The 19,661-nt window shown below is 60.2% G+C and carries 17 protein-coding genes; 3 read left to right on the forward strand and 14 right to left on the reverse strand.

The window, feature by feature from the left end; all coding sequences use genetic code 11:
• Positions 1 to 10: 10 nt before the first annotated feature.
• Complete coding sequence (locus QZ653_RS10895) at positions 11 to 1,639, reverse strand: hypothetical protein (protein WP_296420107.1); 1,629 nt, start codon at positions 1,637 to 1,639, stop codon at positions 11 to 13.
• Positions 1,640 to 1,783: 144 nt separating this feature from the next.
• On the opposite strand from QZ653_RS10895, the gene QZ653_RS10900 reads away from it, so the two are divergent.
• The 3 genes from QZ653_RS10900 (at position 1,784) to pdeM (ending at position 6,361) form a co-directional block, all read left to right on the forward strand.
• Positions 1,784 to 3,094, forward strand: coding sequence for an ATPase (locus tag QZ653_RS10900; RefSeq protein WP_296420108.1), 1,311 nt, complete (start codon positions 1,784 to 1,786; stop codon positions 3,092 to 3,094).
• A 147-nt stretch (positions 3,095 to 3,241) separates the two neighbouring features.
• Entirely contained in the window at positions 3,242 to 5,644 is a 2,403-nt protein-coding gene (locus QZ653_RS10905) for a ligase-associated DNA damage response DEXH box helicase (RefSeq protein WP_296420109.1), read from the forward strand.
• A gap of 33 nt (positions 5,645 to 5,677) precedes the next feature.
• Complete coding sequence (gene pdeM, locus QZ653_RS10910) at positions 5,678 to 6,361, forward strand: ligase-associated DNA damage response endonuclease PdeM (RefSeq protein ID WP_296420110.1); 684 nt, start codon at positions 5,678 to 5,680, stop codon at positions 6,359 to 6,361.
• On the opposite strand, the gene QZ653_RS10915 is transcribed toward pdeM, so the two are convergent.
• The 13 genes from QZ653_RS10915 to ybgC all read right to left on the reverse strand — a co-directional run.
• Positions 6,336 to 7,100 carry a LytTR family DNA-binding domain-containing protein gene (locus QZ653_RS10915; RefSeq protein WP_296420111.1) on the reverse strand — a complete coding sequence of 255 codons (765 nt, stop codon included), beginning with the start codon at positions 7,098 to 7,100 and terminating at the stop codon, positions 6,336 to 6,338. The two genes, pdeM and QZ653_RS10915, sit on opposite strands and share 26 nt — an antisense overlap.
• Before the next feature lie 92 nt (positions 7,101 to 7,192).
• A complete protein-coding gene (gene folD / locus QZ653_RS10920) occupies positions 7,193 to 8,086 on the reverse strand; it encodes a bifunctional methylenetetrahydrofolate dehydrogenase/methenyltetrahydrofolate cyclohydrolase FolD (RefSeq protein WP_296420112.1) in 894 nt (297 codons plus the stop codon).
• Between the two features lie 113 nt (positions 8,087 to 8,199).
• Positions 8,200 to 9,876, reverse strand: coding sequence for a formate--tetrahydrofolate ligase (locus QZ653_RS10925; protein WP_296420113.1), 1,677 nt, complete (start codon positions 9,874 to 9,876; stop codon positions 8,200 to 8,202).
• Between the two features lie 158 nt (positions 9,877 to 10,034).
• Positions 10,035 to 10,625, reverse strand: coding sequence for an MOSC domain-containing protein (locus QZ653_RS10930; RefSeq protein ID WP_296420114.1), 591 nt, complete (start codon positions 10,623 to 10,625; stop codon positions 10,035 to 10,037).
• A gap of 126 nt (positions 10,626 to 10,751) precedes the next feature.
• Positions 10,752 to 12,662 carry an ATP-dependent zinc metalloprotease FtsH gene (gene ftsH, locus QZ653_RS10935; RefSeq protein ID WP_296420115.1) on the reverse strand — a complete coding sequence of 637 codons (1,911 nt, stop codon included), beginning with the start codon at positions 12,660 to 12,662 and terminating at the stop codon, positions 10,752 to 10,754.
• Positions 12,663 to 12,750: 88 nt separating this feature from the next.
• Positions 12,751 to 14,019, reverse strand: a complete 1,269-nt coding sequence (tilS, locus tag QZ653_RS10940; protein ID WP_296420116.1) for a tRNA lysidine(34) synthetase TilS — start codon at positions 14,017 to 14,019, stop codon at positions 12,751 to 12,753.
• The gene (ybgF, locus tag QZ653_RS10945; RefSeq protein ID WP_296420117.1) at positions 14,010 to 14,825 is read right to left on the reverse strand and encodes a tol-pal system protein YbgF; all 816 of its coding nucleotides are present in this window, start codon (positions 14,823 to 14,825) and stop codon (positions 14,010 to 14,012) included. Before ybgF ends, tilS begins: the two co-directional genes overlap by 10 nt.
• A 19-nt stretch (positions 14,826 to 14,844) precedes the next feature.
• On the reverse strand, positions 14,845 to 15,384 hold the full coding sequence (gene pal, locus QZ653_RS10950) for a peptidoglycan-associated lipoprotein Pal (RefSeq protein ID WP_296420118.1): 540 nt from the start codon (positions 15,382 to 15,384) through the stop codon (positions 14,845 to 14,847).
• Between the two features lie 80 nt (positions 15,385 to 15,464).
• Complete coding sequence (gene tolB / locus QZ653_RS10955; RefSeq protein ID WP_412766010.1) at positions 15,465 to 16,754, reverse strand: Tol-Pal system beta propeller repeat protein TolB; 1,290 nt, start codon at positions 16,752 to 16,754, stop codon at positions 15,465 to 15,467.
• A gap of 127 nt (positions 16,755 to 16,881) precedes the next feature.
• Positions 16,882 to 18,018 (reverse strand): cell envelope biogenesis protein TolA, encoded by a 1,137-nt coding sequence (locus QZ653_RS10960; protein WP_296420119.1) that lies wholly within the window; start codon positions 18,016 to 18,018, stop codon positions 16,882 to 16,884.
• A 3-nt stretch (positions 18,019 to 18,021) separates the two neighbouring features.
• Positions 18,022 to 18,501 (reverse strand): ExbD/TolR family protein, encoded by a 480-nt coding sequence (locus QZ653_RS10965; RefSeq protein ID WP_296420120.1) that lies wholly within the window; start codon positions 18,499 to 18,501, stop codon positions 18,022 to 18,024.
• 1 nt (position 18,502) lies between these two features.
• Positions 18,503 to 19,177 carry a protein TolQ gene (gene tolQ, locus QZ653_RS10970; protein ID WP_296420121.1) on the reverse strand — a complete coding sequence of 225 codons (675 nt, stop codon included), beginning with the start codon at positions 19,175 to 19,177 and terminating at the stop codon, positions 18,503 to 18,505.
• A gap of 112 nt (positions 19,178 to 19,289) precedes the next feature.
• On the reverse strand, positions 19,290 to 19,661 hold a 372-nt coding region (ybgC, locus tag QZ653_RS10975; RefSeq protein WP_296420122.1), incomplete at its 5' end, for a tol-pal system-associated acyl-CoA thioesterase.

A 19,661-nucleotide genomic window follows, 5' to 3' on the forward strand; every position in this document is an offset into this window, starting at 1 on the left:
GACCGATCCGTTACAGATCGGTCTTTTCAAACAAGACATACATGTCGGTCCTGCGGACCTCGGTCAGTTGCAGTTTGCCTGCATTGACCAAACCGTTGAGGATCTCGAAAATCTCGACCTGAACGCTTTGCGACACGGGGCACAGCGGCACCAGAACCAGCTCTGCATCCTTCAGGCCAGGCGCGCCGCCGTAGTACCAAGGCGCGCCTTTCTCCATCGGTTCAAGGTCCCCGAACAGCCAGTGGCTGGCAAAGATGTCAGCCGCAAACATGGACCGGCCTTGGGACAGGTCTGCTGCGTCAATGTCGCGCGCAATGACGTCCATCACCCGCGGCAGGCCCAGTTCAATCGTGCAGCGGGGGATTTCCTCACCCATCAAAATGGCAGCTTCATCGCGGTCTTCGTAAAATGGCAAGCTGTCAATCTGCCCGTCCAACGCAATTCGCGCATCCACGCGATTTACCCGCAAATCCGCCGATTGCAGGTCGGTGTGGACGCCGCCGCGCGGCAGGATCGGGGCGTAGTCTGCCACATCAATCGCCGCGTGCCTAAACGGGCTATAGGCCAAATTAAAGAACGACGGCGCAGTCAGTGCAAAGGTCACGCCCGCCATGGTCAGGATCGCGGATTTTGCGTTGACCCCGAAGCGGGTAACCACATCTTGCGCTTGATCATGAAGGGCCAACAGCAAAACCGTCACCAGCAACAGCCACTGTGGATCGTTGCCGAAGTTCTGGTAGGTCACGTAGAAGAATCCCGGCACCAGCAACAACAGCACCAGTCCACCGGTTTCCACCTTCGCCTGCCGCAGGAAAATGATGCTGATGAACACCGCCAACGAGCCGCCCAGATAGGCCGGTGCACCCATGATTGCAGGCAATGGCTCCCCCGGGGCGGACCGCACATCGGATCCCGCGACCGTCAGCAAATCACCTGCGTAGGCCAGCCAATAGCCGATGCCTTGGCTGATCGTGATCACCGCCACGACGGCCAAGCCGGTGATGGCCGCCACCACAATCGCGCGGGTCTGCTTGGTTAATACAAGGGCCACAAGGATCGGCACCGCGAAAGACACAAAATAGGTCATCTTGATCATGGCCATGACGCAGATCATCAGCCCCAGAATGATGCCATCCACCGTGCCACGCCCAGACTTGGGCGGCAGCAGTGCCATCACAATCGCCACAAAGGCCGCAGCCCACGCCAGCCTGTTGTAATGCATCGAAATCGAGACAGAGCGCTGTGCCTCGCCATGAACCAACGACATAAGCAAGACCATGATAATCAGACCAAAAAGAGCGCCGACCCAAGGGGTCAGCCTCGTTTTGGAAACCCAAACCAGCATTGGTAAAAACACCGCAGCCGCAATGACCTGTGACCAGATCACAGCCATGCCGACACCCATGCCTGCCGTCACCAAAACCGCAATCGGCCAGAAGGCCAAGGCGCCGATGGGCGTCATGAAATCAAGGTGCGGGGTCTGGCCGTCGGCCATGCGGAAGACGATCTGCATCAGGTGCATCGTGTCGCCTTCGTGCTTGCCGATGTACAAACCGCCCTTCCAGATGGACACGCCACCCAGCAAAAGGATTAAAATTGCGAAAAATGCGGCCAAAACCGCGGGTCTTTTGTGTGTCATGCCTGCCTCTGGAACGGTTTTGTCCCTTTTTTGGACACAATAGTCAGGCACACCTGCTTTGCAAAACCTTTCCCGACCTATGTGCCGATTGGCCCGTCGGTGGGCGAATGGGACACAGGAACAACAGCAGATCGGGCCAACACCATGAACATGCAAACCGCCGACGTGATGGCACCCCCCGCGCCGAAGACACTTGAATCCATGGCGCTATCGCCTGTGATGATGCGCGACATCATGATCAAGACCATGTTCCGCACCAATCTGGAAAGCGCGCGTGATCTGGCCAAGGCCGTCTGCCTGCCCGTCAACATCACCCAGCAGCTGATTGACGCCGCCCGTGACCAGCGTCTGTGTGAGGCCACCGGCACGATGAGCGCGGGCAGCAGCAATGAGATGGGCTATCAGTTGACCGACATGGGCAAGCAGCGCGCCCTCGATGCTCTCGCGCAATCGGAATACTTCGGGCCCATGCCTGTCCCGCTTGAGGTTTACCGCGAACAGGTCAAACGCCAGTCGATCCGCAACATTCACGTCACCCGTGATCAGCTGCTCAACGCGATGGGGCACCTGATCCTGCCGCCGACCTTGCTGGATCAACTCGGCCCCGCCGTGGGTGCGGGTCGGTCGATCCTGATGTACGGCCCGCCCGGAAACGGTAAATCCTCGATCTCGAACGGTATTCGCGACGCGCTGGGGGACAAGATTTATATCCCGCGCGCCATCGAATACTCCGGTCAGGTGATCACGGTCTATGACCCGATTGTCCATTCGGCAGCGGAAGAAGACGTGGATGACCCCAATTCCCTGCGCCGCACGTCAGGCCGCTATGACACGCGCTATGTGAAGTGCGAACGGCCCACGGTGATCACGGGCGGTGAATTGACGCTTGAGATGTTGGATCTGGTCTACAACCCAGTCGCGCGGACCTATCAGGCGCCTTTGCAGCTGAAATCCTCCGGCGGCATTTTCATCATCGACGACCTTGGCCGTCAGGCCGAACCGCCGCAGGCGATTGTGAACCGCTGGATCGTTCCACTGGAAGAAAACCGCGATATTCTGGCGCTGCAATCGGGTGAAAAGTTTGAGGTGCCGTTCGACACCTTGGTCATTTTCTCAACCAACTTCCACCCGAACGAGATTTTCGACAAAGCGGCCCTGCGTCGTATCTTTTTCAAGATCAAGATTGACGGGCCGGATCAGGAAGACTTCCTCAAGATTTTTGCCATGATGGCGCGTAAGCGGAAGATGCCGTTGGATGAGGCGGCGTTGATCCATCTGCTGCAGAAGAAATATCCGACGATCGACAACGTCTACGCGAACTATCAGCCGATTTTCCTGATCGACCAGATGATTTCGATCTGTGAGTTTGAGGGCATCCCCTATCAGATGTCACCGGACCTGATTGATCGGGCATGGGCAAACATGTTCGTCAAAGAAGAAGAAATTATTCACTGATCTGACGTGACAGACATCAGGATCGAATTGGCTTCGCCAATCCGATCCGGTGGGGCTCTGCCCCGTCCTTCGGACTCCCCGAGGTATTTTTGAACCAAAGAAAGGGGGGCGGGTTGACGCTGGCGTCGGGGCCTCCACCTTAAGGGGATGACAGCCCTTCCCGCCCGATTTGCCGACTGGTTTGCCTCAAAGGGGTGGTCCATTCACCCCCACCAACAGGCGATGTTGGACAGGGCAGATGAGCCTGCCTTGTTGTTGATCGCGCCTACGGGCGGGGGCAAGACCTTGTCGGGGTTTTTGCCGTCTTTGGTGGAGCTGGCAGACGGGCGGCACGAGGGGCTGCACACGCTTTATGTGTCGCCTTTGAAGGCGCTGGCCGCGGACATCAAACGCAATTTGGGCACGCCGGTTAGCGAGATGGGGCTGCCCATTCGGGTTGAGGACCGCACCGGCGACACGTCTTACACGCAAAAGCGCAGGCAGCGGGCTGATCCGCCGCACATCCTGCTGACCACCCCCGAAAGCCTTGCCCTGCTCACGTCCTATGAGGACGCGCCGCGCATTTTCAAAGGGGTGCAGCGGATCATCGTCGATGAAATCCACGCCCTCGCGGAGAGCAAACGGGGCGATCAGTTGATGCTGGCGCTGTCGCGAATTCAATCCATGGCGCCGGATTTGCGCCGCGTCGGATTGTCGGCCACGGTCGAAGACCCTGAGGCGATCGCGCGGTCTTTGGCGCGGCATCCCGACCCCTGCCCCATTTTGCGCGCCGATCCGGGGCCGGAGCCTGATATTTCCATGCTGGTCACCGAAGAAAAGCCGCCATGGTCGGGGGGCGGTGCGGCCTATTCCATTCCGGCCGTGCTGGATTTGGTGAAACAGCATCAAACGACGCTCATCTTTCACAATACGCGTGCGCAGGCCGAGATTTACTTTCATAACCTCTGGCTGGCCAATGACGACGGGCTGCCCATTGGCATCCACCACGGATCATTGGACCGGTCCCAGCGCGAAAAGGTTGAGGCCGCGATGGTCGCGGGGGATTTGCGTGCCATCGTCTGCACCGGCAGTCTGGATCTCGGGATTGACTGGGGCGACGTCGATCTTGTGATCCAGATCGGGGCGCCCAAGAACGTCAAACGTCTGATCCAGCGAATTGGCCGCGCCAATCACCGATATAACGCACCATCCAAGGCCGTTCTGGTGCCCGCCAATAGGTTCGAGGTCGTGGAATGTGTGGCTGCGTTGCAGGCCGCGCGGGAGAATGATCTGGACGGGGACCCCAAGGGGCCCGGCCCGCGCGACGTGCTGTGCCAGCACATTTTGCTAATGGCCTGTTCGGGGCCTTTTGACGCGACGGACCTGTACCACGAAATAAAGACCGTCGGGGCCTATAGCGACCTGAGCCGCGCGGCCTTCGACGATTGCCTCGAATTCTGTGCGACTGGGGGCTACGCGCTGCGGGCCTATGATCAGTGGAAACGTCTGAAAGAGGTGAACGGGCTATGGCAGTTGCGGGATCCGCGGTCTGCGGCGCGCATCCGTATGAACATGGGCACGATTTTTGATTACGAGACGTTGAAGGTGAAGTGGAAGCGCGGATCGAAAATGCTGGGTGAGATCGAGGAAGGATTTGCCGCGACCCTGACCCCCGGTGACACCTTTCTGATCGGTGGCCAGATCGTGCGCTACGAAGGGCTGAACCAGCTTACGGTTGAGGTCAGCCGCAACAAGGGGCGTGAGCCACGGGTGGCCACGTTCAACGGCACCAAATTTGCGACCTCCACCCAGCTCAGCCAGCGTATCTTGCGGATGTTCCAGCAGGACAGCTGGCCCGAATTGCCGGATCACACCGCCGAATGGCTGCATATGCAGCGCGACTTTTCCAAGCTGCCGGAACCGGGGCGTATTCTGGTGGAAACCTTTCCCCAGGACGGGCGCGAGAATATGGCGGTCTACGGATTTGCCGGTATCAATGCGCACCGGACGCTGGGCCTGATCCTGACCCAAAGGATGGAAGCCGCAGGACTACATCCCTTGGGCTTTGTTGTCACCGATTATGCCCTGCTGATCTGGGGGCTGGATGAGGTCACCGACCCTGCCCCGTTGTTTGATCCGCAAAACATGTACGACGGGTTGGAAACATGGCTGCAGGGAAATGCTGTCATGAAACGGACCTTCCGTGTGGCCGCTACCATCGCTGGCCTGATCGAACGCAACACGCGGCAGGGCCGCAAATCGGGGCGACAGGCGACGTTCTCCAGCGACATCCTTTACGACACTTTGGTCAAGTACGACCCCGACCACCTGATGCTGCGCATCACCCGCGAAGAGGCCATGCGCGGGCTGGTTGATTTTGGCCGCGTGGAAGACATGCTCGAACGCACGGCAGGTCAGGTCGATCACATGAGACTGGGCCGGGTGACGCCGCTTGCCGCGCCCTTGTTTCTGGAACCGGGCCGGATTCCCGTCTGGGGCGAGGGGCGTGAACGGCTGATGCAGGACCGCGCGGCGGAATTGATGGCCGAGGCCGGTTTGTCAGACCTCTAGACAACGGGCGACATTCAGGCCAAAGAACAGATCATGAACGACTACGCCTTTACCTTTTGCGGGGCTGCGGTTGCGGCACGTCCCGACGGCAGCCTGTGGTGGCCGGTGCCGCGCATTTTGTGCGTGTCCGACCTGCATCTGGGCAAATCGGAACGGATTGCGCGGCGGGGCGGGACATTGCTTCCCCCTTATGAAACCCAGGACACCCTGTGGCGTCTGGACCAGGCGATTTCCGAAACGAACCCCGCGACGGTCATCTGTCTGGGTGACAGTTTCGACGATCTGGGGGCGGCCATGGCCCTGTCCGAGGACACGCGTTCGACCATCTTCCGGCTTCAGGCCGGACGGCGATGGATCTGGATCGAAGGCAACCATGATCCCGGCCCGGTCGATCTGGGCGGAAGTCACCTTGATGAACTGACGATAGATCAGGTCACGTTCCGCCACATTGCCCTGCCCGATGGTCGGGGTGAAATTTCGGGGCATTATCATCCCAAGGCCGCCGTACCGGGGACAAGTCCGCGCAAATGTTTTCTTAAGGACGACAACCGTCTTATCATGCCTGCATTCGGGGCCTATACGGGGGGATTGTCTGTCAACGACGCGGCCCTGGCGGATCTAATGATGCCATCGGCGCTCGCAATTCTGACCGGCCGCCGGTCAATCGCGCTGCCTGCGGCGGCCACTACATTCAGGCGACAAAAACGCCGGCATTGATCAGGTCGGGGCGGTATTTGGGGCCAATGGGAACAGGTGTTCCACAGGACATGACGACCATTTCCTTACCTGCTATCTGATCAACCTTGTCGATATTGAACAGGGCCACCCAGTGGGACCTGTGGGTGCACAACCCCTCTTCCACGTCGATTTCCGCAATGGCATCACGCAGCCGCATCAAAATCCGGTATTCCGTACCATCATCGGTACAGATACGGATATGATGGTTGTCGGATGCCACATGGGCCAAGCGTCGGCCATCCGGCGCACCGATCCTGTCCAGAAGACGGTCCCGCTTGCGAACAGGCTCATCACGTTGCGTGTCATGAATCCACCGCCGTACCGTCACCAGCCCGATACCGATGCAGAATGTCACGAGCGAAGCTGTGGGCCACGTGATGGATTGAAGCGCTGCGGGCCCGATCAGCCAGATGTTGAATCCGACGACAAGGGGCCCGAAGATCAGCGCCAGTGAGGCAATGACAACCAGATCCCTGACCCACTGGGACGATGCAGACAAAACCTGCTCCCAAAAGGCCCGACACAGAATACCGATGGGAATGGACACGCCAATCACAACGCTCCAATAGGCCAGACGCCACACAATCCCGTGCGTCTCATACGTCCCGAATGGGCCGGAAATCGCAACAACCACCGACGACGCCAGCCAACCCAAAATAATGGTCGGCGTCAAAGCACCCCTGATCGCCGCGGCCAAGCCCAGGCTAGATTTACGCACCAAACACCCTTCCCTTATCGAGCCTCATCAGGTCGCGGAATCAACCGCGACGTGACACGACACAATACTGGGTTGTGTGTCCGAAATAAGACTTAGGCCGTCAACCCTTGAGGCGCATCCAGACCGTTTGCACGGCAACACGCCGTGACAGTATTGGCCAGCAAACAGGCGATCGTCATGGGACCGACCCCTCCGGGAACCGGCGTGATCGCCCCCGCAACCTCGGCGCAGCTGTCATAGTCCACATCCCCGACAAGCCGTGTCCCGCCCTCGGGCTTGTCGATACGATTAATGCCCACGTCAATCACCGTAGCGCCGGGTTTGATCCAGTCTCCGGGCACCATCTGCGGTCGCCCAACGGCGGCTACGACAATATCGGCGCCCCGCACGACGGCGGGCAAATCTGCGGTCCGGCTGTGGGCGATGGTGACAGTACAACTGTCCCCCAAAAGCAGGTTCGCCATCGGTTTGCCCACGATATTGGACCGCCCGATCACCACGGCATTCATCCCCGACAGACTGCCATGATGATCCCGCAGCATCATCAAACATCCCAGCGGCGTACAGGGCACCATCGCGTCCTGTCCCGTGCCCAAAAGACCCACGTTGGAGATGTGAAAACCATCCACATCCTTCGCAGGATCAATCGCATTGATGATCGTATCGCCGTCAATATGGTCCGGCACCGGCAACTGGCACAAAATGCCATGCACCGAAGGGTCCGCATTCAGTTTTGCAATCAGGGCCAACAAGTCGTCCTGCGACGTCGTTGCCTCCAGCTTGTGTTCGATAGAATTCATGCCGACCTCAACGGTCTGCTTGCCCTTGTTGCGCACATAAACCTGACTGGCCGGATCCTCGCCTACCAACACAACCGCCAATCCCGGTGTGATGCCATGTTCCGCCTTGAGCCGTGCCACATGCTCGGCCACCTGACCCCGCACCTTGGCCGCAAAGGCCTTTCCGTCAATCACCGTCGCAGCCATTTGATGCGCACCCTTCTTTTCTCTGGTTCACAAATACCTCCGCCGGAGGCAACGGGACGGCGGGCGGGGCGTTTTTGTGCATCGCACAAAGAGCGCCGCCCAGCCGTTATCTTTTAGAACAAGCCTTCGATCTGGCCGTCTTCGTTCAGATGAATATTCTCCGCCGATGGCACACGCGGCAAGCCCGGCATGGTCATGATCTCACCACAGACCGCGACGATAAACCCGGCCCCCGCGCTCAAGCGCACTTCACGCACAGGCACCGAATGGCCCACAGGCGCACCCCGCAAGGACGGATCGGTTGAGAACGAATACTGCGTTTTCGCCATGCAGACTGGCAAATGGCCATAACCCTGCTCTTCCCACAGCTTCAGCTGATCGCGGATTTTCTGATCCATCAGCGCCTCATCAGCGCGGTAAATCCGCTTACAGATTGTCTGGATTTTCTCGGCCAACGGCATGTCATCAGGATAGATCGGGGAGAAGTTGGCGCTGTCAGCCTCAGCCAGTTCCGCCACTTTCGTCGCCAGATCAGCCGATCCTTCGGACCCAAGTTCCCAGTGACGCGACAACACAGCCTCTGCGCCGTGGGTTTTCACATAGGCTTTGATGGCCTCAACCTCGGCATCGGTGTCGGTGACAAAGTGGTTGATCGCCACAACGACCGGCACGCCAAAGGATTTCAGGTTCTCGATATGACGGCCAAGGTTCGGGCAACCGGCCTTCACCGCATCCACGTTTTCAGCGCCCAGATCGGCCTTTGCCACGCCGCCATTCATCTTCATCGCGCGCACAGTGGCCACGCAGACCACCACAGACGGGGCAAGGCCCGCCTTGCGGCACTTGATGTTCATGAACTTCTCGGCCCCCAAATCAGCACCAAAGCCCGCTTCGGTCACAACATAATCGGCGATTTTCAACGCCGTCGTCGTCGCGATGACGGAATTACAGCCGTGCGCGATGTTGGCAAACGGGCCGCCGTGGACAAAGGCCGGATTGTTTTCAAGCGTCTGCACCAGATTCGGCTGCATCGCATCCTTCAGCAAGACCGTCATCGCGCCGTCCGCCTTGATATCGCGGCAGAACACAGGGCTGCGATCCCGACGGTAGGCCACAATCATATCGCCCAGACGTTTCTGCAAATCCTGCAGGTTGTTGGCCAGACACAGAATCGCCATGACCTCGGACGCCACGGTGATGTCAAAACCCGCCTCGCGGGGGAAGCCGTTGGCAACCCCGCCCAAGGACGCCGTGATCTGCCGGAGGGCACGGTCGTTCATGTCCACCACGCGGCGCCACACCACGCGGCGCACGTCGATTTCGCATTCGTTTCCCCAGTAGATGTGGTTGTCGATCATCGCCGACAGCAAAGAGTGGGCCGATGTGATGGCGTGAAAGTCACCGGTAAAGTGCAGGTTCATGTCTTCCATGGGGACCACCTGCGCGTAGCCGCCACCCGCAGCCCCGCCCTTCATGCCGAAGTTCGGCCCGAGGGAGGCTTCGCGAATGCAAATCGCAGCCTTCTTGCCGATGCGGTTCAGACCATCGCCCAGACCCACGGTCGTGGTCGTCTTGCCTTCACCGGCTGGCGTGGGGTTGATCGCGGTGACCAGCACCAGTTTACCGTTGGTGTTGGATTGCACCGAATTGATGAATGACTGGCTGACCTTCGCCTTGTCATGACCATAGGGCAGCAGGTCATCGGAACCGATGCCCAGCTTCGCGCCAATTTCCTGGATCGGCTTCTTGTTCGCCTCGCGTGCGATTTCGATGTCTGTTTTGTAACCCATGTGGTGGTCTCCCGGTGGCAGAACGGCATTGTCTGCATGTGTTGTGACATCACCAAAGCATGGCTTTCAAACCCTAGTGAAAAAATTTGCGACATTTTCACCGGCGGAAACGTCAGAACGCGCGCCATTCGTTTCTGATACGAAACCTCAGAAGGGGTTCAGGCGTCCTCAGGTTGCCATGGGCGTTGATCGGGGATGTGAACGCTTAACCGGTCGCCAACATTGACCACCCCTTCCGCCGCAACCCAGGCCGTCACACCGCGCAGATTCTTGGCGGCCGCTTTGAACGTGACCTCAAGAGGCCCGTGCTCGGCCTGCAAAGACCGCGTGACCAGATGACAGGGGCGGTTTTCCATATCGACCGTGACCGTGGCCCCCGATGGGGCCTGCAGCCGTGACGAGGGAGGCAGGAAGGTGAAATCAGGCAATCCGCGCACCATGATCGTGGCCCCCAGTCGCGCCGGATCAATCGTGTCCAACCCCATTTTCGCGGCAATCTGCGTCAGTTCTTCTTCGCTGATAATACACAGCTGACGTTCATTCTTGATGGCCGTCCCTTTGGGATATTGCGAGGACACGCGGCTACAAGACGGTCGTGTCAACCCATGATGGCATTCACCAGCAACTCCGGCAAAGGTCAGATCCAACTGGTCGCGCGGAACAGATTTCAACGCTGTGCGCTCTTCGGTCTCCAACGCACCGATCCAGACGACCTCTGCAGTATAGTCAGTGGGTTTCAAAGCGGGCATGGCGGGTCTCCTTTTGGTGTTGATGGCCCATGGCTCGCCACCGCTCAACCGCAAATCTGTGACATCCCATCTCACACGTCGAAATGAAAACCCCCGGAGCCTTTCGGTCCGGGGGTTTTTGATGTCTTAGGTGGCTTCCGGTTCCATGTCCGGCGCTTTGGGCTTGCGCGGCTTGGTCTTCGGGATCGCCGTGACCGAACTGCCGGAGGCGGGCGGCACGTCCGCGTCGCCATCATCATCGCGGCCCAGCGGTTCGCCCGCCATCACCTTTTTGATCTCGGCCCCGGTCAGGGTTTCATATTCCAACAGGCCTTGGGCCAGCCGTTCCCATTCGTCGTGCTTTTCGGTCAGGATGCGCTTGGCTTCCTGATACCCGTTTTCGATGAAGGATTTAACCTCCTCCTCGATTAGCTCTTTCGTCTGGGTCGAGACGGAGAACCCCGCGGTGTTGCCGGAATACCCCTCATGGGCCTCAGCGTAGTCGATGTTGCCCACCTTATCGGACATGCCCCAGCGCATGATCATCGCACGGGCCAGTTGGCTGGCCTGCTGGATGTCACCGGAAGGACCGTTGGAGACAGCATCCTCGCCGTATTTGATGACCTCAGCCGCCTTACCGGCCATGGTCATGGCCAGACGCTGATGACATTCGTCACGGAACATATTGAGGCGGTCCATTTCAGGCAGGGACATAACCATGCCCAAAGCACCGCCACGCGGGATGATCGTGGCCTTATAAACCGGATCGCATTTGGGAAGGGTGATGCCGACCACGGCGTGACCCGCCTCATGATAGGCTGTCATTTCCTTTTGGGCGTCCGTCATGACCATTGACCGGCGTTCGGCGCCCATCATGACCTTGTCTTTGGCCTGCTCAAAATCAAGCATCGCCACAAACCGCCGCCCCACGCGGGCCGCCATCAAAGCGGCCTCGTTCACAAGGTTCGCCAAGTCGGCACCGGAGAAACCGGGTGTACCGCGGGCGATGATACGCAAGTCCACATCAGGGCCAAGCGGCACCTTGCGGGCATGCACGCCGAGGATTTTTTCGCGACCTTTGATGTCCGGATTGGGGACAGTCACCTGACGGTCAAACCGGCCCGGACGCAGCAACGCAGGGTCCAGAACGTCACGACGGTTGGTCGCGGCAACGATGATGATGCCTTCGTTGGCTTCAAAACCGTCCATTTCGACCAGCAACTGGTTCAACGTCTGTTCGCGTTCGTCATTGCCACCGCCGTAACCTGCACCACGGGCGCGGCCCACAGCGTCGATTTCGTCGATGAACAGAATACAGGGCGCATTCTTTTTGGCCTGCTCGAACATATCGCGCACACGCGACGCGCCGACACCCACGAACATTTCCACAAAGTCGGAACCTGAGATGGTGAAAAACGGCACACCCGCCTCACCCGCAATAGCACGCGCCAGAAGCGTCTTACCGGTGCCCGGAGGGCCCACAAGCAGCGCACCTTTGGGAATTTTACCACCCAGACGGGAGAATTTCTGCGGATTGCGGAGGAATTCGACAATCTCCTCCAGCTCTTCCTTGGCCTCGTCAATGCCGGCCACGTCGTCAAACGTCACGCGGCCCTGCTTTTCGGTCAGCAGTTTGGCGCGCGATTTGCCAAAGCCCATTGCCCCGCCTTTGCCGCCACCTTGCATGCGGTTCATGAAATAGATCCACACACCGATCAGCAAAAGGAACGGCAACAGCCCCACAAGGAAGGTCGCAAGGCCGGATTGTTCCTGCGCCTCTGCCGTCAGCGGCACGCCCTTGTCGACCAGCATGTTGGTCACTTCCGCGTCTGCCGGAACAATGGTGACGTAGGTCCGGTTGTCGGACCCGCGATAAAACAGCTGTTCGCCGTCAATCCGCGCCTCGGCGACGGCCCCGGCGTCTACCGCCTGAACAAACTCGGAATAGCTTTTCTCATTGCTCTGCTGGGTGGCCCCGCCGTTGCCAAACAGGTTGAACAGCGAAATTACCAAAACGAACAGAACGACCCAGAAGGCCAGATTGCGTGCATTGCCCAAGGCGCGACACTCCTTTGAAAACCTCGGTACGGGCCAAACATTAAGGCCGCGTTACCACCTCCCTAAGATAGAGGCTGCGGGGCGGAGTTCAACGGGATTCCAGAAACGAGGCGAAATCCGCGACAATACGCGCCTCAAACCCGTTTTGTAGGCCCGCAACGGGGGCCGCGACCAGCCAGTCGCCCCGAAACACCGCCGGTGTGACCATCAAAGACGCCCGTGGCAGGCCGGTGTCGCGCCAGTCGGGCACCTCGCGGATGGCCTCCCCCAAGGCGCGGATGCTCAGACCGTCCTGTGCCTCGCCCAGGATCTGCCAGCGTCCGTCCCAGGTATGTCCCGACGGCGCGGCGATATTTTTGACCGCCTGCAGTTCGCGTGAGATGCGCAGACGATGATCCTCCTGCGTGATGACGCAACCAGCCAAGGTATGTTTGCCCGCCTGCATCAGCCCGATTTCCAGATCCATGACCGCATCGGCCCGTGGCGGAAGCGCCTTGCCGCCCACATACATCAATGCACCCACAAGCAGCCGGCGCTGGATGTCCGGGGGCAAGGGCGGTGTCGGGCGCGTATCAATCAAGACGTCACCGCCCTCCTCGCGGGCAACGTCACGGGCGGCTTTGGCAGTGTAATATTCCAAAGCGCCCCGCGCACCGGCCATATGGATGGCGACGGATTTCAGAACATCGGTATCAATCTCCAGATCCGATAGAACCTTCAGCGCCTTGCGCGTTCGCGAACGTTCGAATGCGTCATCCTCATTCGTCGGGTCGTCGACCCATGGCACATCATGGCGGTTCAGGTGGTCGCGCAAATCGGCGCGGCTTTGTTGCCACAGGGGCCGCGCCCATTGGACATCGTGCCTGTCAAACTGCGTATCCATCAGGGCAAGGCCATCGACACCAGATTTTCGCGCCAGACGCATGACGAATGTCTCTGCCACATCGTCCACCGTATGCCCCAGCAAAACCGCACCAACATCGTTGTCCTTGGCCCAATCCGCAATCAGCCGGTAACGCGCCTTGCGTGCGGCAGCGGGCAGGTTGCCCGTGGCAGCCGCGCCATCCCATGTGATCACGCTATGGGAAATCCCGCAGTCCTCACAAAAGGCCGCGACCATCTGTGCCTCGGTCGCGGCCTCGGGCCTTAGCCCATGGTCGACGGTCACGGCTTTGACTGATGTGCCCGCCAGATCGGCCCACATTTTCGTGACGTTGAGCAATGCCATGGAATCACCACCGCCGGACACGGCCACCCCGACCGTCTCAGGCGATTTGCCCAGAAACGCGGTATCGACAAAATGAACCAACATGCCATCAGCGCCCAAGGGGGTCAGCTGATCGGCGGTCAGACGCATCCCAGATTGACCATGGCCGCCTGTGCATCGCCGACCTCTGGCGCACCGGGGAAGCGCACGGCAACCTCGCCCAGGGTCACGCAGGCGTCCTGCGTCTGGCCCAAAGCCCCCAGTGACTGCCCCAAACGGAACAATGCCTCGGGGGCGGCAGGGCCTTCGGGATTGCCCGAAAAGGCCGACAGATAGGCGCGCGCGGCGTTGGTCATTTCACCCAACCCTTCGAACGCCTTTCCGCGCAGGATATGGGCCTGCGTGGCTACTGGGCTGCCGGGGTAGGTCTCGCTAAAGGTCGCAAGGAGGTCCGCGGCGCCGCGAAAGTCACCTGAGGCGAGCGCCTCCTGCGCCCGCTCGAAATCCTGACTTTCACCAATGGCGAGGGCCGGGCCGTTGGTCACAGGTGTCTCGATGGCGGGGGCCGTGGGTTCCACGTCTACTCCGCCGAGGGAGGGTGTGTCCCCCAACTGGCCGATGTCACACCCCTCTTCCAGCTCACACAGGCGGAATTCCAGATCGCCAATGCGGTTGGTGCCGTCGCGCGTGATCCGTGTGATGCGGAATTCAAGGTCTTCGGTTTTGGAGGTCAGGCGGGTCAGCTCTGCTTCGATGGAATTGAGGCGGTCCAGCGGCGTCGCGCCTGTCACGCCCTCGCCTGCCAGTCCGGAAACGACAAGTTCAGCCCGCAAGGCACTGATATCCCCATAAAGACTGGCCAGTTCGGCACGGATATCGGCAAGCGTCTGATCCTGTGCGAAGGCCGCCCCAGCGGGGGCGGCCATAGCCGCAATCATTGCAAGTACACGTAACATCACATCCCCCAATGGCCGCTTAGCTGGACGCCCCGATCGAGATGATCGTCACCGCACGGCGGTTTTGCGCATAACAGCTTTCTTCGGAACAAACCGCAAGGGGGCGTTCCTTGCCGTAGGACACGGTGCGGATACGGTTCGCAGACACCCCCTGAGAGATCAGGAATTCACGCACCGCATTGGCGCGACGTGCGCCCAACGCAAGGTTGTATTCGCGCGTGCCCTGTTCGTCCGCATGCCCTTCGATCACGGCAAGGTAGTCCGAATTGGTCTGCAACCAGCCCGCCTGCCCGCGCAAAGTGGCCTGACCTGCTGCCGTCAGGGTCGACTGGTCGACCTCAAACAACACGCGGTCTCCGATGGTCTGGCTAAAGAAGGCGGGGCTGGACGGGTTGTTTGCCCCGGTCAGGGCCGTCTGGTCGATACCGGTGTTGACAGCCGCGCCTGCACCGGTGCCGTTCAGATCGACGGCATCGGTGCTGTCAAACCGGTCCGCATTCGTGCACGCACCCAGCGTCAGCGCACCCAGAAGTGCCGTGATTTTCAAAAGATGTGTCATGGGTCTGTCCCGTTATTTTTATGTGCTCGTTGCCATCATCTTATCACGGTATTTCGTGTTTGAGAATCGCATTTCGGTGATCACCGCTGCAATGGCCCCCAAGACGGGTCAGACCCGCCCTGCGGCGTTGACACGCGGCGCAGGTTGCGGCCCGTGATATCCACCGAATAAAGCGCCGATGTCCCGTCCGCGCCTTGGGTTTCGCGGGCGAACATGATGACGCGGCCATTGGGGGCCCAAGTGGGCCCTTCATCAAGGAACGACGACGTCAGCAGACGTTCCTCGCTGCCGTCGGTGCGCATCACGCCGATATGGAAACGGCCCGCTTCCTGTTTGGTAAACGCAATCAGATCACCACGGGGCGACCACACGGGCGTCCCATATCGCCCGCTTCCAAAGGAAATGCGCTGCGGCTCACCCCCGTTGGCGGACATGATATAAAGCTGCTGGGACCCGCTGCGGTCGCTTTCAAACACGATCTGGCTGCCATCGGGGCTAAAGCTGGGTGCGGTTTCAATGGCCGGCGTGTTGGTCAGACGGGTGAACTGCCCCGTTGTCAGATCACTGCGGTAAATGTCGGTGTTGCCGCCGTTGGCAAGGCTGTAGATCACCTGCCGCCCGTCGCGGCTGAACCGTGGTGAAAACGCCATTTCGCCGGGGGCTGTCTGCAACTGCTGCTGGCCTGCGGGGTTGGCGACGTCCAGCACATTAATGCGCGGAAATCCGCTGCCAAAGCTGGTGTAAAGGATGCGCTGGCCGTCTGGGCTGAACCGAGGGGCCAGAACAATGGCGCTGCTGTCGGTCAAAAACTGCACATTCGCGCCGTCGTAATCCATGATTGCCACACGTTTGGCGCGGTCGTCCTTGGGGCCGGTTTCGGCGATATAAACGACGCGGCTGTCGAAATAGCCCGCCTCGCCGGTGATCCGGCTGTAGACCACATCGGCCACCTGATGGGCCATCCGCCGCCATGCGTCTGTGGTGCCCGACAGCTGCAGGCCTTCGCCCATCTCGGCGCCGGTGAACACGTCATAGAGACGAAATTTGACCGTCACCTGATTGCCATTGACCGCCACAGCGCCCGTGACCAGCGCCTGCGCATTGATGGCGCGCCAGTCGGGAAACGCCACAGGTGCGCCGAAACTGGCGGGGGTGGAAATGAAGGACGAGGCAGGCAGCTGACGGAACAGGCCCGTGCCCGTCAAATCCTCTGCCACAACTTGCGAAATTTGTGCGGCCATCTGTTCAGACCCCGCAACCTCCGCCTGAAAGGCGGGCAGTGCGAAGGGCATGGGTTCGATGATGCCTTCGGTCAGACGGCCGAGATCAATTGTAGCCCCCTCTTGGGCGCGCGAAGTGGACAGTGGCATCACCATCACAAGGCAGGTCATCAACAGTGTCAAAAATCTTGTCATCATGGGCCTCATTGTGATGATTGTCCGTCCGCACGCAACGGGGAGAAGTCGTGATTTTGAATCATTGTCGGTTTGTCGCCCATCACCGCAGCCTCATCTGGCTGGGATCAAACGTCAGTCGCAAACGTCTGGCTTGCTGGAACTGTTCCGCAGGCACGGTGTAACCCGTCCGCCCGCCATCGCGCTGACAGCGCACAAGTGCGGACCGCGCAATGCGGAACGCCACATCAGCATCCGCCTGCCCGCCGCCTTCGAAACCGGTCAGAGTGATGGAACTGGCATCAATGGTGCCATCGGGGTTCATGACCCATTCGACAGTGATCAAGGTGTTCAGGGCGGCGGTTGACGCGCTGCCCACGCTCCAACAGTTGCGGATTTCACGGCGCAGATCGGCCTTCGCACCATCTGAGATATCACCCCCGCCCAAGCCCGGTGTCGGGTCCGCCGCAGGCGGGGTCGGGGTGTCCGCAGCACCAGCCTCGGCCAGGGCGGCGGCAACCGGATCAACCGCGTCGTCGGCAGGGGCCTCGATCGCAGGTGCAGGCCGGTTGGGCCGCGTTTGCGGGCGCGACGAAATCTCAGGCGCGAAAGCAGGCTCTTCGGCTTCGGTCACGATCTGATCGGCGGCGGCTTCGGGCGCTGTGGTCTCATCGGCTGGCTCCACCGGCTCCTCGGCGGGGGCCTCAACCTGCTGCGTGGCGGCCTCGGTCACCTGCGGCGCGACGCTGGCGTCGGGCGGCGGCGGGGCCACAATCTCGGGTGCAACACGCGGAGCCGGACGGGGCACGGGCCGCAGGCTTGCGCCCAATTCGGCCGAGGGCGGCGGCGCGATGATCGTGGGCGTGTCAGGCACATCGGGGGGCGCATCGGTGACTTGGGTGTCCGGCACGGTCAACTCCGGCGCCTCGGGCGGTGTTTCGGCGGCGGGCGGGGTGATCGGTTCGGGCGGAGTGACCGGTTCGGGCGAAGTTTCCGCAACCGGCGGCGTCACCGGCGCGGGCTCCGGTTCCTCAATCACTGGCGTTTGTGGCTCCTGCACCGCGCCCGCAGGCAGATCCGGCTGCACGCCTTGGGTCAAAGCTGCGAATTCCTCGCCTGAGACGACCGACACCTCTGTCACCTCAAACGGCAAAGGGTCTGCATCCATCCCCCACCCCACAACCATCCACACGACCAAAGCCGCATGTCCGGTGAGTGAGAAATAGGTGCCGGCGCTCATGGCTTACCCGTCGCTTTCGCCGCCCAGCGACGGCCCACCAATGTCTGTCACCAAACCAATGTTGTTGAAGCCGGCGGCATTCAGCGCACCCATGACCTGCGCCACAGCGTTCCATTCATTCACGCCGTCCGCGCGCAGGAAAATTCGGTCGCTGTCACGCTCCGCCGCGATCCCCTGCAGGCGCGGGATCAGATCGGCGGCAGCCACAGGGGTTTCCTGAATCATGATCTCACCTTCGGCCGTCAAGGTGACGGTCAGCGGCTCTTCCTCATCCGATGGCAGCGCGTTAGCGGCGGTTTCGGGCAGTTGCACCGGCACACCCACAACGGACAGGGGGGCCGCGACCATGAAGATGATAAGCAGCACCAACATGACATCCACGAAGGGGGTCACGTTGATCTCGGACATAGGACGCGCGCGGCGTTTGCGCCTGCGTGCCCGCCTGCCGCCTGTGTCGTCCTTTTGAATGGTTGCACCGGCCATCTTAGCTGTCCAACTGACGGCTCAGGATGGTGGCGAATTCGTCGGCGAAGGCTTCATAGCCGGATGTGATCCGGTCTGCGTCGGCGCTCAGTTTGTTGTAATAGATCACCGCCGGGATCGCCGCCAAAAGGCCCAGACCCGTGGCCAGCAAGGCCTCCGCAATACCGGGGGCCACGACCGCCAGATTGGTGTTTTGCTGTTCGGCAATCTCGATAAAGCTGTTCATGATGCCGATGACCGTGCCGAACAATCCAATAAACGGGGCGGCCGACCCGACCGTGGCCAGCACCGTCAAGCCGCGCTGCAACCGTTCTGTTTCCTTGGCAATCGCCACATCCATGTTGCGATCAATCCGCGCCGTGGCCCCGGCAATCAACCCGCCATCCTGCCGGTGCGATCTGCGCCATTCCAACATGCCCGCCGCAAAAATCTTCTCGGACGGTCCCTTCGGGGTCGCCCCGATCTTGTCGAACAATTCATCCAATGGATTGCCAGACCAGAACGCCTCATCAAACACCCGCGCCTCAGCGCGCGCGCGACGGTATTGGATGAATTTGTCCACGATCACCGCCCAACACCACACAGAGGCGATGATCAGCATGATCATGACGATTTTTACGGTGATGGTCGCGCGGGCAAACAACGCCCACATCGTGAATTCGTGTGCTACTTCCATAACGCCTGCTTCTGCTACGGGCCGGTTTTGGCCTCTGATTGCCACCAGATGTAACGCAGCTTTGGCCGCAAAGCCAACAAAACGTCAATTCACGCCAGTTGGCCCGCCTGTCCTAGTGCAGATTTCGGCGGAATGCTGCCGGAAGACGGGCCGGTGCGCCGGTCTCAGCAATGGCCACGATGGTCACAAGGGCGGTGAACAAAACCTCGCCGCCGCGCTCAACGGTCTGGCGCACGACCAACCGCGCGCCGGTGACCGTTTCAACCTCGGTCGTGACCTCCAACTGGTCATCGTAGTGGGCCGGTTTGTGATAATCCGCCTCAACCCGGCGCACCGCGAAGACAACACCCTCATCGCGTTTCATCGCCGCCTGATCGACGCCCATCTCGCGGACCCATTCGGACCGCCCCCGTTCGATGAACTTCAGGTAATTGGCATAATAGACAATCCCCGCAAGGTCCGTGTCCTCATAATAAACGCGCAG

This window comes from Pseudooctadecabacter sp. (assembly GCF_020627745.1).
GTDB lineage: Bacteria > Pseudomonadota > Alphaproteobacteria > Rhodobacterales > Rhodobacteraceae > Octadecabacter.

Coding starts and splice junctions, on each gene's coding strand:
- QZ653_RS10895 (WP_296420107.1), bottom strand. CDS start 1,639: ATGACACACAAAAGACCCGCGGTTTTGGCCGCATTTTTCGCAATTTTA.
- QZ653_RS10900 (WP_296420108.1), top strand. CDS start 1,784: ATGAACATGCAAACCGCCGACGTGATGGCACCCCCCGCGCCGAAGACA.
- QZ653_RS10905 (WP_296420109.1), top strand. CDS start 3,242: ATGACAGCCCTTCCCGCCCGATTTGCCGACTGGTTTGCCTCAAAGGGG.
- pdeM (WP_296420110.1), top strand. CDS start 5,678: ATGAACGACTACGCCTTTACCTTTTGCGGGGCTGCGGTTGCGGCACGT.
- folD (WP_296420112.1), bottom strand. CDS start 8,086: ATGGCTGCGACGGTGATTGACGGAAAGGCCTTTGCGGCCAAGGTGCGG.
- QZ653_RS10925 (WP_296420113.1), bottom strand. CDS start 9,876: ATGGGTTACAAAACAGACATCGAAATCGCACGCGAGGCGAACAAGAAG.
- QZ653_RS10930 (WP_296420114.1), bottom strand. CDS start 10,625: ATGCCCGCTTTGAAACCCACTGACTATACTGCAGAGGTCGTCTGGATC.
- tilS (WP_296420116.1), bottom strand. CDS start 14,019: ATGCGTCTGACCGCCGATCAGCTGACCCCCTTGGGCGCTGATGGCATG.
- ybgF (WP_296420117.1), bottom strand. CDS start 14,825: ATGTTACGTGTACTTGCAATGATTGCGGCTATGGCCGCCCCCGCTGGG.
- pal (WP_296420118.1), bottom strand. CDS start 15,384: ATGACACATCTTTTGAAAATCACGGCACTTCTGGGTGCGCTGACGCTG.
- tolB (WP_412766010.1), bottom strand. CDS start 16,754: ATGCCACTGTCCACTTCGCGCGCCCAAGAGGGGGCTACAATTGATCTC.
- QZ653_RS10960 (WP_296420119.1), bottom strand. CDS start 18,018: ATGAGCGCCGGCACCTATTTCTCACTCACCGGACATGCGGCTTTGGTC.
- QZ653_RS10965 (WP_296420120.1), bottom strand. CDS start 18,501: ATGGCCGGTGCAACCATTCAAAAGGACGACACAGGCGGCAGGCGGGCA.
- tolQ (WP_296420121.1), bottom strand. CDS start 19,177: ATGGAAGTAGCACACGAATTCACGATGTGGGCGTTGTTTGCCCGCGCG.